General features: G+C 60.9%; 15 protein-coding genes and 1 pseudogene. 5 read left to right on the plus strand and 11 right to left on the minus strand.

The genetic code is table 11. The features are described 5' to 3' along the window. Positions 1-455 precede the first annotated feature (455 nt). From speB to argH, 7 genes are all read right to left on the minus strand, one after another. Entirely contained in the window at positions 456-1,514 is a 1,059-nt protein-coding gene (gene speB, locus HFC70_RS05775; RefSeq protein ID WP_168472271.1) for an agmatinase, read from the minus strand. Positions 1,515-1,542: 28 nt separating this feature from the next. Beyond that, positions 1,543-2,415, minus strand: coding sequence for a polysaccharide deacetylase (locus tag HFC70_RS05780; protein WP_168472272.1), 873 nt, complete (start codon positions 2,413-2,415; stop codon positions 1,543-1,545). An 11-nt stretch (positions 2,416-2,426) separates the two neighbouring features. After that, entirely contained in the window at positions 2,427-3,818 is a 1,392-nt protein-coding gene (locus HFC70_RS05785; RefSeq protein ID WP_168472273.1) for an MmgE/PrpD family protein, read from the minus strand. A gap of 106 nt (positions 3,819-3,924) precedes the next feature. Next, positions 3,925-4,752, minus strand: a complete 828-nt coding sequence (locus HFC70_RS05790) for an ABC transporter substrate-binding protein (RefSeq protein ID WP_168472274.1) — start codon at positions 4,750-4,752, stop codon at positions 3,925-3,927. Between the two features lie 81 nt (positions 4,753-4,833). After that, a complete protein-coding gene (locus tag HFC70_RS05795) occupies positions 4,834-5,604 on the minus strand; it encodes an amino acid ABC transporter ATP-binding protein (RefSeq protein ID WP_168472275.1) in 771 nt (256 codons plus the stop codon). Between the two features lie 9 nt (positions 5,605-5,613). Further along, positions 5,614-6,486 (minus strand): amino acid ABC transporter permease, encoded by an 873-nt coding sequence (locus HFC70_RS05800; protein ID WP_168472276.1) that lies wholly within the window; start codon positions 6,484-6,486, stop codon positions 5,614-5,616. Then, positions 6,483-7,943, minus strand: coding sequence for an argininosuccinate lyase (gene argH, locus HFC70_RS05805; RefSeq protein WP_168472277.1), 1,461 nt, complete (start codon positions 7,941-7,943; stop codon positions 6,483-6,485). Before argH ends, HFC70_RS05800 begins: the two co-directional genes overlap by 4 nt. Before the next feature lie 152 nt (positions 7,944-8,095). On the opposite strand from argH, the gene HFC70_RS05810 reads away from it, so the two are divergent. Beyond that, positions 8,096-8,995, plus strand: coding sequence for a LysR substrate-binding domain-containing protein (locus tag HFC70_RS05810; protein ID WP_168472278.1), 900 nt, complete (start codon positions 8,096-8,098; stop codon positions 8,993-8,995). Between the two features lie 18 nt (positions 8,996-9,013). Here HFC70_RS05810 and HFC70_RS05815 read toward each other — a convergent pair whose 3' ends face one another. Continuing rightward, on the minus strand, positions 9,014-9,490 hold the full coding sequence (locus HFC70_RS05815; protein ID WP_246735662.1) for a GNAT family N-acetyltransferase: 477 nt from the start codon (positions 9,488-9,490) through the stop codon (positions 9,014-9,016). Positions 9,491-9,698: 208 nt separating this feature from the next. On the opposite strand from HFC70_RS05815, the pseudogene HFC70_RS26930 reads away from it, so the two are divergent. From HFC70_RS26930 to HFC70_RS05825, 4 genes and pseudogenes are all read left to right on the plus strand, one after another. Continuing rightward, positions 9,699-9,874, plus strand: a pseudogene (locus HFC70_RS26930) (IS21 family transposase); the annotation flags it as partial. 10 nt (positions 9,875-9,884) lie between these two features. Continuing rightward, positions 9,885-10,019 (plus strand): hypothetical protein, encoded by a 135-nt coding sequence (locus HFC70_RS27125; protein WP_256368912.1) that lies wholly within the window; start codon positions 9,885-9,887, stop codon positions 10,017-10,019. 38 nt (positions 10,020-10,057) lie between these two features. After that, entirely contained in the window at positions 10,058-10,417 is a 360-nt protein-coding gene (locus HFC70_RS05820) for a helix-turn-helix transcriptional regulator (protein WP_246735663.1), read from the plus strand. Next, positions 10,410-11,663, plus strand: coding sequence for a type II toxin-antitoxin system HipA family toxin (locus HFC70_RS05825; RefSeq protein WP_168472538.1), 1,254 nt, complete (start codon positions 10,410-10,412; stop codon positions 11,661-11,663). Before HFC70_RS05820 ends, HFC70_RS05825 begins: the two co-directional genes overlap by 8 nt. A gap of 66 nt (positions 11,664-11,729) precedes the next feature. On the opposite strand, the gene HFC70_RS05830 is transcribed toward HFC70_RS05825, so the two are convergent. From HFC70_RS05830 to HFC70_RS05840, 3 genes are read right to left on the minus strand one after another with little or no spacing between them, the layout of a single operon-like run. Continuing rightward, a complete protein-coding gene (locus HFC70_RS05830) occupies positions 11,730-13,097 on the minus strand; it encodes a sensor histidine kinase (protein WP_168472279.1) in 1,368 nt (455 codons plus the stop codon). Further along, positions 13,081-14,535 carry a sigma-54 dependent transcriptional regulator gene (locus tag HFC70_RS05835; protein ID WP_168472280.1) on the minus strand — a complete coding sequence of 485 codons (1,455 nt, stop codon included), beginning with the start codon at positions 14,533-14,535 and terminating at the stop codon, positions 13,081-13,083. Before HFC70_RS05835 ends, HFC70_RS05830 begins: the two co-directional genes overlap by 17 nt. Beyond that, positions 14,532-16,223, minus strand: coding sequence for an enoyl-CoA hydratase-related protein (locus HFC70_RS05840; RefSeq protein WP_168472281.1), 1,692 nt, complete (start codon positions 16,221-16,223; stop codon positions 14,532-14,534). The genes HFC70_RS05835 and HFC70_RS05840 overlap by 4 nt, the downstream gene beginning before the upstream one ends. Between the last annotated feature and the right edge of the window lie 6 nt (positions 16,224-16,229).

Here is a 16,229-nt window from a genome sequence, read left to right on the forward strand (position 1 = left end):
AAGCGGGTCGCACGTAGAGACTAAAGCATGTTGCCCGAAAGTGGGAACCGGTTTCGGGACAACAACATGCGACAAAACAATAGGATAAAGCGTGACGAGCGAATCTGAAAGATCGCGACACGCTTTAGGCTGGTCCGTCCAGTTTGTGGTCAGGCAATGTGGCTTAGGCGGGCTTTCGCCGATTCCATGTCGGAAGCCCGCCGTCATCTGAACTGACCCCCGAAAGTTGGACATCAACCTTCGGGGGTTTTTCATGTCCAGATATGGCTTGGAGTTCAAGCAGTCGGTGGTTCTGGCTTATGAGGGGGCCAAGAAGGTGCCGACACGGTCGCATCTCTCTTTGGTGTCGATCAAGGCGCAGCCGGTTCAACCCCTTTCAAGAGCTTCAATTTTTTGCCTAAGTTACCCGGTCGTCAGGTTTTCTCGCCGTTGGTTGGTAGCCCCGGAATGCAATTTTATGTGCCGGAGGCAATCGCCGGGCTGAAGCGGATCAAACTGAGGATCTCGAACAGCATTTGGGCGCCGACATGGGCGGTATTGGTGGTTGTGTCATATTGTGGGGCCACCTCGACCACATCCCCGCCCACGAAATTTACCCCCTTCAGTCCGTGAAGAATGTCGAGCGCCTGTCGGCTGGTGAGGCCGCCGATTTCCGGCGTTCCGGTGCCCGGCGCGAAGGCCGGATCGAGGCTGTCGATATCGAAGGACAGATAGGTCGGACCATCGCCGACCACTGCGCGGGCCTTTTCGATGATCGCGTCAAGGCCCATCCTGCCGAGATCTTCGGCATGGATCACGGTCATGCCGCTCTCGTAGGAAAACTCCCAGAGATACTCCGCCGCACCGCGAATGCCGATCTGGACCACGCGGGTGGGATCGAGAACGCCGTCGAGAACCGCATTACGGAACGGGCCGCCGTGGTGGAACTTGGTAAGATCGTAGGCGCCACCGGTGTCGCAATGGGCATCGATGTGGATCATGCCGACGGGCCGGTCCCGGCCGACGGCCTTGAGGATCGGATGAGTGATCGAATGGTCACCGCCGACCGAGAGCGGGATGACGCCCGCCTGAACAACCCTGTTGAAATAAGCCTCGATATCCTCATGGCTCATTTCGAGCCGGTAGCGGCTGCGAAACGGTACGTCGCCGATGTCAGCCACCTTCATCTCGAACAGCGGCGCAGTTTTGAGAACGTGATTGTAGGGCCCGACCCGTTCGATTGATCGCAAGGCGCGTGGCCCGAAGCGCGAACCCGGCCGATTGGTCACGCCAAGGTCCATCGGTACGCCGATCAGGGCGACGTCGAGATCATCAAGATCGGGCTGGACGGTATCGATCGGCCGATAGGCGGCATCGAGCAAAGTCGGTATGCCGCTATAGGGTGCGGCGCGTGTGCCGCTTGCCGAAAAGATGCGGTCGGCAACGGCGCGGAACTCGGGATCGTGAATGTTTCCGCCGTGGCCTTCGCCATAGCGTGCGCGCAGGCGCTTTAGTGCTTCGTCATCGAAAGCCATGGGCATATATCCTTCTGATCGGCGGTGTTTACAGACGGGCCGCTTCCTGGGCCTCGAAATGGTCGGTGATTTCGCTGCCGGTGGCGATCCACACATCGCCTTTGGCAAGCACGTGCTTCAGGAAATCCCGCAGCAGGTGCCAGCGCATCGGACGGCCGGAAACCTGCGGATGAAGCACGAGCGTCGTCACCCCGCCCCAGGCATGGGTTGCCTCGAACTCGTCGATCCAAAGCGGCAGGATCATATCCCGCCCGAAGATCGGGCGCGGGCTGGTGCGGCTCGTCATGCCGAAATTCCAGTCGTCGAAGGCATAGTTGACGGGGATTTCGACCGGGCCTGGCATGCCACCGCTTGCGGCGTGCCGGTAGGGCAGGATGTCGTCCCGGAAGGAACTGGAGTAGCGGATGCCGGACTTTTTGAGATAGGCGAGCAGCTCAGGGAAATTTTCGCCCGAGGGCGCACGGTAGCCGACCGGGCGGACCCCGAGCGCCGATTGCAGCGCCTCGAAGCCCCGGTCGATTTCCTCCATGGCTTCATCGAGCCTGGCGCGATCGGGCAGCTTGTGCAGGTATCCGTGATGACCGATCTCGTGGCCGGCTGCCACCATGGCTTCACATTCGGCCCGATGCGCGAGCGCCGTCCAGCCAGGCGTGAAGAAAGTGGCTTTCAGGTCCAATTCGTCCATCAGGCCAAGGATCCGGGCAATGCCGACGCGGGCATCATAACCGCCATGCGACGTGGTGACCATGCGATCGACATTGGATGGGTTGTTGCCGATCCAGGCGGTCTCGGCATCCACGTCGAAGCCGATGAACAGCGCGCTTTTGGCGCCGTTCGGCCAGGTCATTTCAGGCGTCTTCGCTGCCGGGTTGAGGGGGCGTGGTGTCAGATCGAAGGTCATGGAATTGCCTTTCATCGGAAGGTGGGAAGCGTTTCGGCGTGGCCGGTCATCTGCGCCTCGATCTCCGTGCAGTCCCTGATCCGTTCAAGGCTGTCGAGCTTTTGCCAGAGCGTCTCCACCCGGTCTTCGGGCAGGCTCATCGCGGCAAGTTCACGGAATTTGGCCGCGACGGCGATCGCCGGCATCGGTCGCTCGGCAGAGCCCGTGGCGCGCGGCACCATCCGCTCGACAATGAAGCCATCGCGGAAGGTCAAGGTCACCACCGGCTCGGCCATGGCATCCATCGATGCGTCGACGGAAATGTCGATCCGTTCCATCATCGCGTGGACGTCCGGATGTCGGCGTCGCTCCTCGGTATAGGCCTGAAGGCCGGCGGTGCCGAAGACACACCGGGCAGCAAGCGCGAAAGGCAGGCTCATCTGGGTTGGTGCCATGGCGCCGCCCTCCTTCGCGCCGCACATATTCTTCAGCATGTCGCTCATGCGAAGGCCGATCCGGGCGATCTCCTGCGGCAGTCGGCCGGTTTCTCCGAGCAGGTCCTCCAGCGCGTCGACGGCGGAATGGGCGCCACGGCAGGACGCATAGGGTTTCAGCACCGCCCGGTTGACCTTCCAGACATCGCCAAGCCCCTCCGACAAGAGCTCAGGCCGGCAGGCGGACTTGTTGAACGAGGTGAAAAAGCCGCCCCAGACGTCATCGAACACGCGGGAGGGGCCGGCAAATCCCTTGGCGGCAAGCAAGGCTGCAAGCAGGCCGCCTTCCGCTGCGCGACCGGCATGAAGCTTCTTTGCCTGGGAACCATCATGGATGAAGGCCCAGAGACCGGAGGAAAAGCTTGTTGCAAGCGTCATGGCGTCCCGGGTGGTCGAGGCATCGAGGCCGAGCAGGTTTGCAACGGCGACGGCTGCGGCAAAGGTGCCGCAGGTACCGGTCGAATGCCAGCCCAGGCCGTTGTGGGCATCATAGCCGCCGGTGGCTTCAAGGATGCGGCGTCCGGCATCGTAGCCTGCGACAACAGCGGTGATCATGCGCTTGCCATCCACAGGCCGTGCCACTTCATGCAGGGCTGAAAAGACGGCGGGCATGATGACAGCGCCGGAATGATCGCAACCGCCGGCGTCGTCGAGTTCGAAGGCATGGGCTGCGACACCATTGATGAAGGCACTGTCACGCGGCGAACCGGTGAGGCCTGTGCCCCAAAGCTGTGTACTGCCCGCCGGGTGCATCGCTTGCATCGCGCTTGCAAACTCTTGAGAGCGGGCACCCGCGATGGCCGCGCCCAGGGTATCGGCAATGTGGACTTTTGTCTTGGCGACGACACTTTCCGGTATGGAGCCATAGTCAAGCTCGGAAATGAAACGGGCGAGCCTGTCAATCGGCGTGTCGGCGAGAGAACGGTTCATGAGAAAACTCTGGAATAAGGGGAAGGCCCGCAACACCAACGCGGGGGGAGATGCCGGCCGCGAAGCAATCGCGGCCGGATGATGTATGTCATGGAGGTCTTGCCGCTTACTTTGCGGCTTCGCCGTTGATGTAGATGCCGTCCAGCATCGTTCCTTCCAGGCCGTGTTTTGCAAAGACCGCCTTGTATTCGTCGGAGGCCATGATGGCCTTCAAGGCCTCGGCATAGGCATCGCGCAAGGCAGGATCCTTCTTGGAGAAGGCGATGCCCTGGTAAACGGCGGTGATAGGCTCGCCGACGATGGCGTAGGTATCCTTCTCCAGCGTCATCAGGTAGGGCAGCGTTTCAGAGCCCTGCACGGCGCCATCGAGGCGGCCCTGCTTCAGCTGGGCGCGTGCATCGGCCGAGCCTTCCGTGCCGACGACCTTGATGGCGGCAAGCCCCTTGGCCTCGCAATTCGCGGCGCTCCACTTGGCGGTTTCATCCGGGAAGGACGTGCGGCGGCTCATGCCCACCGTCTTGCCGCAGAAGTCGGCCGGGGTCTTGAACTCCTCCTTGCGGGCGGCGGACGTGTAGAACTGCGCGCCGGATTTCATGTAATCGACGAAGTCGAGCGTATCGCGGCGCTTCGGAAGGTCGCTCATGCCGCTATGGATGAGATCGACGCGGCCCGTTTCAAGAGATGAGATCATCTGCTCGAAGCCGATGTCCGCCCATTCGACCGTAATGCCGAGCTGCTTGGCAAGCGCCACGCCAAGATCGATGTCGACTCCCATCAGCGTATTGGTGGCCGGGTCCTTGTATTCCATCGGCGGGTAGTTGGGCTGATTGGCGACGATGACCTTGCCAGCAGACTTGATGCGGTCCGGCAGGCCTTCGGCATACACCGCCGTGGAGGCGAGAAGTGCGGTGAGCGCGATAAGAGCTGTTTTCATGCGAGTTCCCCTTTTTGAACCTGATTGGATTAGGATGGTCTTGAAGCGTGGGCCGACCGCGCTAGGCCGGCCCGATTGGTTTCAGCTGTGAACAGCCCTGATGAACTCGATGGTGCGAGGGCTTTTCGGCGCACTGAGAACTTCAGATGCTGGGCCGATCTCGACCATCTTACCCGCCTCCATGAAGGCGACGGTATTGGCAACGCTCCGGGCGAAGCCCAGTTCATGTGTCACCACGATCATGGTCATGCCGCTGGCAGCGAGATCCTTCATCACATCCAGAACTTCGGAGACGAGTTCCGGGTCGAGCGCTGAAGTGGGCTCATCGAACAGGATCAGTTCGGGGCGCATGCACATCGCACGGGCAATCGCCACGCGCTGCTGCTGGCCGCCGGACAGTTGCGAGGGATAGTGCCCGGCCTTGTCACCCAGTCCCACGCGGACCAGTAGGTCTTCTGCCCGTTTGCGGACATCGGCCACCGGCTCGCGCAGAACCTGGACCGGACCTTCCATGATGTTCTCCAGCGCGGTCATGTGCGGAAACAGGTTGAACCGCTGGAAAACCATGCCGATGTGGCGGCGCTGCCGCGACATTTCCGCATCGCTGATTTCGTGCAGGTTGTTACCTTCGCGGCGATAACCGACCAGTTCGTCATTCACCCAGATCGCACCAGAGTTCATCTTCTCAAGCTGGTTGATGCAGCGCAGGAATGTGCTCTTGCCTGATCCGGAAGGTCCGATGATACAGCAGACCTCACCCTTGGCGATTTCCAGGCTGACCTTGTCGAGCGCGGTGAAAGTCCCATAAAGCTTGGTGACGTCAACGGCCTTTACAACGATATCCTTGCTCATCTCATCCCCTCACATCGATGCGCTGACGGCTTTGCTGCCGCGGCCGAAATACTGCTCGATATAATGCTGGACGACCGAGAGGACGGAGACGACCGCGAGATACCAGAAGCTGGCAACCAGCAGCAGTTCCAGCACGCGGGTGTTGGCAAAGTAGATGATCTGCGCATTGTGCAGGATTTCCGAATACTGGATGACGCTGGCAAGCGAGGTGAGCTTGACCATGCCGATCACCTCGTTGCCGATCGGCGGCACCATGACGCGCATGGCCTGGGGCAGCACGATGCGGCGCAGCATCATCATCTGCGTCATGCCGATCGAGCGGGCGGCCTCATACTGCCCGCTATCCACTGACAGAAGGCCGCTGCGGACGACTTCTGACGTGTAAGCGCCCTGGGAAATTCCAAGCCCCAGCATGGCCGCGACAAACGGCGTCATGATGTCCACGGTGCGGAATTCGAACAGGCCGGGAATGCCCATGGTTGGAAAAATGAGCGCCAGGTTGAACCAGATCATCAGTTGCAGAAGCGCTGGCGCACCGCGGAAGATCCAGACATAACCCACCGCAATGGACGACAGGACCGGGTTGCCCGACACGCGCATCAGGGCGATGACCACGCCAAGAACGATGCCGAGCGTCATGGCGGCCACGGTCAACACCAGCGTGCTCTGCAGGCCCTGCAGGATGGCTGGCGCGAAGAGGAAGTCGCGGACATAGCTCCACTCGATCTGGCCGACGCTGAAGGCGCGGACGAGGGCGGCAAGAGCGGCCAGAACCAAGGCGGCGGTCACCATGCGCCCGATATGGCGCTTGGGAACGAGCGTCAGGTGGGCGATCTCGTATTTCTGGTCGAGCGATGCCGCTTGGGGTGCTGGCATGGTCATCGGACGCCTCGTGCGTTCTCGGAGGGGGGCACTCTGCCCGGCAGGTTCAGCGTGCTCTCTGCGAAGACCTTTCTTGCCTGCAGCGCGCCGGTGAAGCGCTCGATCTGTTCCCGTACCCTGGCCGGTGACGTCGAGCCAAAGCCGGTGCGGCTGGCAAGCGCGCCTTCCAGCGTGATGGCCTTGAGAACAGCGGGCGCAAGGCGGGCGTCGATACGGGGCAGGTCTTCCTCACTCAGACCGGCAAGATCATGGCCGTGCTCTTCGCAATAACGCACGACGGCGCCGGTAATGTCATGAGCCTGCGCGAACGGCACGTTCTGGGATACCAGCCAGTCTGCCACTTCCGTTGCCAGCGTGAAGCCCTTCGGCGCTTCTTCGCGCAATTTCGCGACATCGAATTCCAGCGTTTCCACCATGCCGGCGAAAGCGGGCAGGATGAGTTCGAGAACATCGATACTCTCAAAGAGTGCCCGCTTGTCTTCGGCGAGATCGCGGTTATAGGCGAGCGGCATGCCCTTCATCGTTGCCAGGAACCCGGCAATGTTGCCGATCAGCGTGCCGCTCATGCCGCGGGTCAGTTCGGCAATGTCGGGATTCTTCTTCTGCGGCATGATGGAGGAGCCGGTCGAGTAGGAATCGTGCAACCTGACCCAGCTGAACTGCTTCGAACTCCAGATGCAGATTTCTTCCGCAAGGCGAGACAGGCTGATGGTGACCAGTGAGCAAATGAACAGGAATTCGGCCACATGATCGCGGGCCGAAACGGCGTCGATGGAGTTTTCGCAGGCCGCGGCGTAGCCAAGTTCGACCGCCGACAGATCCGGGCGGCAGGCGATGCCGGAACCGGCCAGTGCGGCGGCACCTAGCGGCGAACGGTCGAAGCGCCGATCGAAATCCTCGAGACGCTCCAGGTCGCGCAGCAGGCTCTGTGCATGCGCCATGAGATGATGGCCCAGCACGACAGGCTGTGCGGGTTGCAGATGGGTGAAGCCGGGCATCACCGTTTCGGTATGCCGGGAGGCCTGCGAGACCAGCGCCAGCTCTATTTCGACAATGCCGCGCGACAACTCCCGCGCCATGCGGCGCAGATAAAGGCGGGTATTGTTGGAAGTCTGGTCGTTGCGCGAGCGGCCGGCGCGCAGCTTGCCACCCAGCACACCCAGACGCTGCATCAACAGGCGCTCGAGGAAGGTGTGAATGTCTTCATCCGATGCGATCGGCTTTTCACTCCCGGTGGCAACGTCTGTCTCGATATGGTCGAGCGTTTCACGGATTTTGATGAATTCTGCTTCGTCCAGCACGCCTGCACGTTTCAGCTCGGAGGCATGGGCTCGCGAACCGGCGAGATCTTCGCGGTAAAGCCGAAAGTAAGAGGGGTGCGAGCGTGAAAGATTGGCAAGCGCTTCCGAGGGGCCGGACTTGAAGCGTCCACCCCAGAGCTGGGTCGGCTCCGACATGATTGTTCCCTTTTATGTTTAATATTGAGGCAATGGTCTTATTCGCCGCCAATTAAGGCAAGCGAAGTTAATTCCTTGGCCTATGACAAAAACGACTAGCCAATCATGCCTTGGATGCTTAGTCTGAAAACGACTGAACGGGCGAGGTGAATATGTCTGGCCGCAAGCAATTTCCATCCATGACGGCGCTTCAGGTTCTGCTGGCTGTGGGCGAGCGCGGCTCGACGAGTGCTGCCGCAGAGCCGCTCGCGCTGTCGCAAAGCGCTGTCAGCAAGCAATTGATCGGATTGGAAGAACTCATCGGAGGCCCGGCTTTCCAGCGCACGCCGAACGGCATGGTTCCAACCGAGTTGGGCGCCATTTACATCGAGCATGCCCGCACGGCGATCAAGGCAATGGAGGATGCAGCCCTAAAAGTCGCTCGCCTCAAGCCGGGGCCGCGGGTTCTTCGTCTTCAAGTGCCACCGATCTTCGGTGATCGCTGGCTTCTGCCGCGCTTTGTTCAATTCACTGAGGCCCATCCCGAAATCGAAGTGCAGTTTACGACCTTCGTTTCAAAGACGCAGACGGAAATTCCCGATGGAAGCGTACGTTTTCTCGTGACCCCGGCACCGGATGAGGAGGGTACATATCTCTTCGGCAATGACATTCGTCTTGTCAGCGCCGCATCCTACTGGGAAAAGCTTGGAGATCCCGCAACCATCGAAGCCGTAGCGCGGGGTGTCATGCTGGAGCATCCACAGACTCCGTTCCATTGGCCGTTGTTCGTGCAGGCGAATGGATTGCTCGGGCTGGAGGTTCGCCACACGATGCGTTTCGGCTATTATACGATGGTTATCCGCGCGGCATTGGCAGGGCAGGGCATGGCGCTGATCCCGCATGGCCTGATTGTCGATGAACTTGCTGCCGGCCGCCTCGTCAATCCCGGAGGGCTGCGCTACCGGAGCGACCATGGATACTGGTTCACCAAGCCGGGCAACATTCCCACAAGCCAGTCGATGCGTCTTTTTGAACAATGGCTGCTTGAAGAAGCCCGTTCAACGAAAGATTAGATCGGGATCATCCTGACGTCAGGAGGCCATACGCTTCAGGGCATCGCCATCCAGCCGATAGAAGATCTTGTCATGTTTTTGCTGTCCGCCAATGCTGTCATAGAAACGCAGCAGGCGCTCATCGTTGGCATCGGCGGTCCAGTCGATCCGCGACAGTCCGCGATCTCTTGCCAAGCGTGCGAGGTGGGCGAGCATTTCCTGACCTATTCCACGGCCGCGATAGGCGCTGCGCACATATAGCTCTTTCAGGAAAAGGCCAGCTTGCAGGTATGGGCCGGGATAGATGGCGCTGAAGGCGGCGAATCCGATAACGAGCTGATGATCGGTCGCTACGATGATTTCCGCAGCTTCCGGTCGTTCCGCCAACCCTTTCAGAACATCGTCGTAAGGTGGGCAGGGCACGTTGTAATGCGCCTGCATTTCCTGCTGCATTTCCGCAGCGCTCCGCAGCAGGTCCGGATTGTGATCCAGCATCTGGATGATGTAAGGCATCATTCCTCGAAAATCTTATCTGTCGATCATTAAAGACCAGTTGCCACATTTATCAGAGTTCGAGGGACATCTAGGCGTTGCCTGCTCTCTCGTCGAGCTAGCCAAGACGACCATCAAGACCTATGCCAAACCTTGCTCTATTGAACCGGATCTCGTCAACCTCGTCCAGAAGACTCGACGCGTTCGTCGCGACCATGCGACCATTAATCGGTGGCTTGACGACGACGTTAAGATGCCGCGTGACCAGCGCCCATACGGCCAAGTGGGTATTCGGCTGGCTCCGTGACGAGTGCGGGTTCATCGGCGGTTACACTCATCGAGGACGATATGCGCGAGCGTGAGCAGCGTCGCGAGGAAGTGTTCGTGCTGTTGTTGCATCCGGCGGGGCGCTTTCCGAATGGCTGCAGGCCTGTTTCTGGAGAGCGCCCCGCCGGAGCGGCTCGCTGGCCTCGGTCTGCAGCCCACCCTGTTCTCGCCCGCACCGCTGCCCAAATATGACAAATACGAAAACAGATCATTTTTCTCCAAATGATTCGTTTTCGTTTCTTTCTCTTGACGAGGGAGTCTGATATGATATCTATACGTATCAAAACAATCAGAAATGATATGTACAGGTATCCAATGAAATCTGAGTCCAGCGCTTTGCTCGAAATCGGCCGTCTTTTGAAGGCGGCACGTCTCGCCTTGGCAATGACCCAGGAGCAGGTTGCCGACATGGCGGGAATATCGCGCCCCCGCTACCGCGATATCGAGACGGGAAGCGCCGCAGCGCGGGCAACAACCTTGATCAATATCGCGCGAGCACTCGGGCTGGAGCTAATGCTGATCCCGCAGTCGATGGTCCCAGCTGTTGACGCGCTGCTGCGCCCCCATGAGGACGATGATTTGCCCGCCTTTGTCTCCAGTCCTGAAGATGACACCGATGGCTGAGAGGCTTCATAGTCCCAAGACCATTTCGTCACTTGACGTGCTGTTGAACGATCTGAAGGTCGGCACGATTGTCAGGACGCCTGGCGATTTCAACGCATTCAGTTTCGATGACGCCTATCGGGCGGCGGGTGGGTTTCCCGTTCTCAGCCTTTCTTTTCGAGCGGCGACGGGAGGATTGCGCAAGGATCCCAAGCCTGTCTCCAGAGCTTTGCCGGCCTTCTTCGCCAACTTGCTTCCCGAGGATAAGTTGCGCGAGGCGATGGAGAAACACCACGGGGGCAGCGTACGGGCTGGCAACGATTTCGATCTGTTGGCTGCGCTCGGTTCGGATCTGCCGGGTGCCGTCCGTGTCGTCCCGAGCGAGGGGACAATCGCTGTTGTCGACGATGCGTCAAAGTCCAAACCGAAAGCCCGGTTTTCGCTTGCCGGTGTGCAGATGAAGCTCTCCGTCATCAAGAATACCGGCAGGGGTGGCGGTCTGACACTGCCGCTTGGGGATGAGCAGGGTTCGTACATCGCCAAGTTCCCATCGGCATCTTTTCCTGGTGTTTCGGAAAACGAATATGCCAACCTCGCTCTGGCTGCTGCGATCGGCATGGAGGTGCCTGAACGTGAGCTTGTGGATCAATCCGAATTTGAAGGGATCCCGGAGGAGTTCACCACGCTGTCTGACGGCAAGGTTCTGCTCGTCAAGCGCTTCGATCGCGGAGCTGGTGGCGAGCGCATCCATATCGAGGATTTCGCCCAGGTGTTCGGGGTCTATCCTTCAAGGAAATACGAGGGCGCTGCATATCATGATATAGCCGCTGCCTTGGGCGTAGCCATATCCCCTGTTGCAGCGCTCGAATTCGTGCGCCGACTGGCCCTGGCTGCCATCACCGGCAATGGCGACATGCATCTCAAGAATTGGTCGGTGATCTACCGTGGCGCTGGCGACAAGCCGGCGCTCGCGCCCATCTATGACGTGCTCTCGACGGTCCCCTATATCCCGGCTGACACCATGGCCCTATCGCTTGCCGGAGAGCGTTCGTTCAAGGCTCTTGGCGCACAACGATGGAAGGCCTTTGCCCATCGTGCGCGGTTGCCGGAACCCGCGGTGCTCAAGGCGGTCGTCAACGTTGTCGAGCTCGTCAATCAGTATTGGTGGACACTGCCGGAACGCGCCGCGATCCCCGAGAAAGTGCTTGAGCGGATCGACACACATGTCAGCTTGATGGCGCCTATACTCGGAACCTGCGCTGATTAGCTGGAACGCCGTGGCCGTCACTTCGGTTCGATCCAGCAGCATTGCGATGGACTGTCTTGGTCAGCTCTAGCCATCCAGCGGCAGCATCACGCGGAATTCGGCGCCACCGGCGTCGCTATTGTGTGCCGTGATCGTGCCGCCGTAATCCTCGACGATCGAAAAGCTGATCCAGAGGCCAAGCCCGGTGCCCTCACCGACGGATTTCGTGGTGAAGAACGGTTCGAAGATTTTCCCCATATCGCTTTCGGCAATGCCGGGCCCATTGTCTGCAATGCGGATTTCGATGGCGGATTCCAGACGGGCGGCGGTGATGCGGACTTTTGGGTTCGCACATCGGGCGATGGCATCCAGCGCATTGTCGATCAGGTTGACCACGACCTGGTGGATCTGGCCTTCATGGGCATTGATGATCAATCCGGGGGTACTGTCGATGGTCACGTCGGCAAGCGAGTTCTTGGCCCGGATCGCCAGATGCGCTGCATTGCGCAGCAGGCGGTCGAGATCCACGGGCTGGCGCTCGGCCGTCTTGCTGAACGACAGCCGCCGCAGGTTCTTGACGATGTCGCTGATGCGGTCGGCACCTTCGATCGTGCCTTCCAGCAGCGGATCGATATCGGCAAGGATCGAATCGATCTTCAGCGTCTGGCGCAGCGCGTCGATCTCCGGCGCATCCGCGCCCTTGTGGACGGTGTCCAGATAGAGAACCAGATTCTTCCGGTAACGGTCGAGCGTATAGATATTGGCATAGACGAAGCTGATCGGGTTGTTCAACTCGTGGGCGACGCCCGCCACCAGCCGTCCGAGGCTTGCCATCTTTTCCTGCTCGATCAGCCGTCTTTGGGCCTGCTGCAATTCGCGATGCGCCAGATGCAGCGCCTGATAGGCCTGCCGCAATTCACTGATCGGCCGGCCTGTCAGCACGGCCCCGAAGCGCCGTCGGCGCCCGTCAAAGAGCGTTGCGCAACGCATGGCCAGGCATTCTTCCCGGCCGTCGGCGGTGCGGAAGCGCAGGTCGCCCTCCAGCACGCGACCCTGTTGCCCGGCGCTCGCCAGCCGCTCGGCCTCCTTGCGGTCCTCCGGCAACACATAATCGAAAATGCGGCTGCCGATGACATCGCTTTCACTCATGCCGAGCAAGGTGAGAAAGGCCGGATTGGCTTTCTTGATGACGCCATCGCTGCTGCAGGCAATCAGGATGTCGGAGACCGAGGCAATGACGCTCGAGATGAAGGTCTGTGCTTCCTCAAGCTCGGCATTCTTGCGCTCGAGATCGGTCTCGTTGCGCAGCAGTTCGGAATAGACTTCGTCCATGCGGCGAATGACATCGACCCACACGGATTCACCGTCGCCGTCGAGTTCGAGCAGGCCCGAGACGGAGATCTTGCTGATCAGGTCTTCACCGGTGCGCCCGGCCGTATCACTCAGTCGTGTCATCTGGGTAGCGCCGCAGGTCGTAGCGTTCGATCTTGCTACGCAGGCCGACGCGGGACAAGCCCAATTCTTCCGCGGTATGACTGATATTGCCGCCATGGCGCTCAAGGCATGCCTCGATCTCCGCCTTTTCGATCTCTGCGACGATATCCTTGAGCTGGCGCGGGGCGCTGGTCCGATTGCCGAGGCGGCCGTCGCCACCGTTGCGGATCTCCGGCGACAGCAGGCCTGGCTCCAGAGCTTGGCTGCCATCCGACAGCACGACCATGCGCTGGATCTCGTTCTGCAGTTCCCGCACATTTCCCGGCCAGCCGTAGGCTGTCATCAGATCGAGCGTTTTCGGATGAAAGCCTGCGACCTGCCGATTGAAGGCCTGGTTGATCTGGGTCAGGAAGCGGGCGGCGATGGACGGAATGTCGTTCGAGCGTTCCTTCAGCGACGGCATGTGGATCGGAAAGGCGGCCAGCCGGTAATAGAGATCGCGGCGGAACCGACCGGCGGCAACCTCTGCCAGGAGATCGCGATTGGTCGCCGAGATGACCCGGACATTGACCTTGCGCGGCCGTTGCGCGCCGAGCGGACGGATTTCGCCCTCCTGGAGAACGCGTAGCAGCTTGACCTGGAAGGCGGGGGAGGTTTCGCCGATCTCGTCGAGGAAGATGGTGCCGCTGTCGGCGAGTTCGAACAGGCCGATGCGGTCCTGGTAGGCGCCGGTATAGGCGCCCTTCTTGCAGCCGAAGAGCTCGCTCTCCAGCAGGTCGTCGGGCAGGGCACCGCAGTTTTCCACCACGAAGGGGCGGTCGGCGCGGCCGGATCCGTGGTGGACGGCGCGGGCCAGCAGCTCCTTGCCGGTGCCCGAGGCGCCGGTGATCAGCACCGATACGTCATACCGCGCCGCCCTCTTGGCGAGCGTAATGGACGAAATCAGCGGACTATCTTCCGTGTGGATGATCCGGTCGAAGCCGAACAGCTGCTGTTCGCTGCGCCTTCTGTCGCTGACGACCTTCTGCAACATTTCGGCTGCCGGCTTGACCTCGACCCGCACATCGCCCGCCTCGTGCTGCAGCCGCCAGAGATTGGCGCTTTCGCGCACGCAATCGATCAGCTTTTCCGGGCTCCACGGCTTGGTGATGTACTGGAAGATGCCGGCATTGTTGACGCCTTCGATAATGTCGTCGCTGTCGGTGTAACCTGAAATGATGATGCGGATGGTATCCGGCCAGAGCTCGCGGACCCGCTTCAGGAAGTCGACGCCGGATTCGCCGGGCATGCGCTGGTCGCAGAGAATGACCTGCACCAGTTCGCCCTCCAGCACCGCCTCGGCCTCCCTGGCGTTGCGCGCACCGATCACCTCGAACTCGTCGGACAGAACCCGCTGGATCGCCTCGATGGAGCGGACCTCGTCGTCGACGACGAGAACGGTTGCATGGCTGTTGCTCATGATCTTGCTCCTCCCGTTTGCTGATCCGGCCAGCCGCTGGCGCGGTGGATCGCAAGCGTCACGGGCGTTCGGGATTTCGGCACTTTGCGAATGAAATTGTAGCGGGCCACGTGGTAGCTCGGATCGAAGCCATAGAAGTTGCGCCGCATGCGCTGCAGCTCTTCCTGGCGATAGACGGCCAGTGGCTTCTGCGCTTCGTCCCTCTGTCGTTTCATTCGCTTGTCCGAAATGCGTTCGCCAATGTCCGGCTGTGCTGCCAATGCTGTGGCGGCAGAGCGCAGTTCGGCGTGTGCAGCATCGACGTCGCCCGGCAGCATGCGGCTGGCGAGACCCAGATCCAGCGCTTCCTTCACGCCCATCGGCAATCGCGCCTGGGTGACACGGCGGGCCCGCGCCTCGCCAAGGCGGGCGGGCAGGAGATAGGTCCAGTATTCGGAGCCGTAGAGATTGCCCATGTCCTTATAGTGCGGATTGAGGATGATGCCCTCGCGCATCCAGACTTCGTCGGCCGCAAGCGATAAAAATACGCCGCCGGCACCCGCATTGCCAAGCACGCCGGCAATCACGATGCGGTCGTCGCAGGTGATGATCTCGCGCACCAGATCGTTCATCGCCTCGATGTTGCGCCAGGATTCGTCCGCCGGACTGTCCGCCGTCTCGATCAGGCCGAGATGGATGCCGTTCGACCAGCAATCCGCGCCGCTTTGTAGCACCAGGACCGGGCACTTGCGGGCCTTTGCGGCCTGGACGGCGGTCCGCATCGTCTCGCAGTCTTCGGTCGACATCGCACCGTTGTAGAATTCGAATTCGAGAAATCCGACGCCGCCGTCTTCGTGGTACCGGTAGGGATCTGGCCTCTGCAAAAGGGGGAGGTCTTTCGCAGCGGCGCCGAGCAGGCGGAGCGCCGGCAGCTTGGGCGTCCGTGCGACTTTGTCCCGGAGATGGCCGATCCACAGCGCGCCCTCACGACAGGCGATTGCCACCGATTGGCGGGAGCGCCCCAGAAGCTCCCCCGGCTGGCCCGAGAGGCCTGGCGCGACTTCGGCATCGAAGGCCTTGTAGACATGTCCAGCGATCGTCATCCCGGCACCTGGGTCGCCATCCGATGCGCGGATAATCGTCAGCGCTTCTTCCGCCGTCAATCGGGTCGGGTCGACAAGGCGGTCGGCCACGCTGCAAGCAGGCTCTACCCGGCCTTTGCCCCTGTTGGCTTGCATCAGCGGCTGGGCGTCGCCGCCGGCCATGCGCGCGATCGCTTCCATGACGCAGGCGACCGCCGCTTCGGTCACCTCGTGGCGATAGAGGCTCGACTTGCGGGCCTGTCGCATCGGAAATTCCCGCCAGGCCCAGACGGGGCCGGCATCCATCTCCTCGCGCGCCTCGATCAGCGTGACGCCCCAGTCTTGCTCGCCGCGCAGGATCGCCCGGTCAAGCGCGCTTGGTCCCTTGTCGCCGCGAATGCCGGGATGGACGATCAGGCAGAGTGTCTTGCGCCACACGTCTTCCGGCAGTGCCCGCTTGAGGAAGGGGGCGATGATCAGGTCCGGTGCAAACAGCGCGACCGCTTCGCGCGTCAGGTCGTCATGAATGTCGAGCTCCACCGACACCTCGTGACCGGCCTGCCGGAGATCGACATGCAGGCGCTGCGAGAGCGAGTTGAAGCTGTGACAGACGAGCAGAATGCGCATGGCGGG

Source organism: Agrobacterium sp. a22-2 (assembly GCF_012276985.1).
Taxonomy (GTDB): domain Bacteria; phylum Pseudomonadota; class Alphaproteobacteria; order Rhizobiales; family Rhizobiaceae; genus Allorhizobium.

Coding starts and splice junctions, on each gene's coding strand:
- speB (WP_168472271.1), bottom strand. CDS start 1,514: ATGGCTTTCGATGACGAAGCACTAAAGCGCCTGCGCGCACGCTATGGC.
- HFC70_RS05780 (WP_168472272.1), bottom strand. CDS start 2,415: ATGACCTTCGATCTGACACCACGCCCCCTCAACCCGGCAGCGAAGACG.
- HFC70_RS05785 (WP_168472273.1), bottom strand. CDS start 3,818: ATGAACCGTTCTCTCGCCGACACGCCGATTGACAGGCTCGCCCGTTTC.
- HFC70_RS05790 (WP_168472274.1), bottom strand. CDS start 4,752: ATGAAAACAGCTCTTATCGCGCTCACCGCACTTCTCGCCTCCACGGCG.
- HFC70_RS05795 (WP_168472275.1), bottom strand. CDS start 5,604: ATGAGCAAGGATATCGTTGTAAAGGCCGTTGACGTCACCAAGCTTTAT.
- HFC70_RS05800 (WP_168472276.1), bottom strand. CDS start 6,486: ATGACCATGCCAGCACCCCAAGCGGCATCGCTCGACCAGAAATACGAG.
- argH (WP_168472277.1), bottom strand. CDS start 7,943: ATGTCGGAGCCGACCCAGCTCTGGGGTGGACGCTTCAAGTCCGGCCCC.
- HFC70_RS05810 (WP_168472278.1), top strand. CDS start 8,096: ATGTCTGGCCGCAAGCAATTTCCATCCATGACGGCGCTTCAGGTTCTG.
- HFC70_RS05815 (WP_246735662.1), bottom strand. CDS start 9,490: ATGATGCCTTACATCATCCAGATGCTGGATCACAATCCGGACCTGCTG.
- HFC70_RS27125 (WP_256368912.1), top strand. CDS start 9,885: ATGGCTGCAGGCCTGTTTCTGGAGAGCGCCCCGCCGGAGCGGCTCGCT.
- HFC70_RS05820 (WP_246735663.1), top strand. CDS start 10,058: ATGATATCTATACGTATCAAAACAATCAGAAATGATATGTACAGGTAT.
- HFC70_RS05825 (WP_168472538.1), top strand. CDS start 10,410: ATGGCTGAGAGGCTTCATAGTCCCAAGACCATTTCGTCACTTGACGTG.
- HFC70_RS05830 (WP_168472279.1), bottom strand. CDS start 13,097: ATGACACGACTGAGTGATACGGCCGGGCGCACCGGTGAAGACCTGATC.
- HFC70_RS05835 (WP_168472280.1), bottom strand. CDS start 14,535: ATGAGCAACAGCCATGCAACCGTTCTCGTCGTCGACGACGAGGTCCGC.
- HFC70_RS05840 (WP_168472281.1), bottom strand. CDS start 16,223: ATGCGCATTCTGCTCGTCTGTCACAGCTTCAACTCGCTCTCGCAGCGC.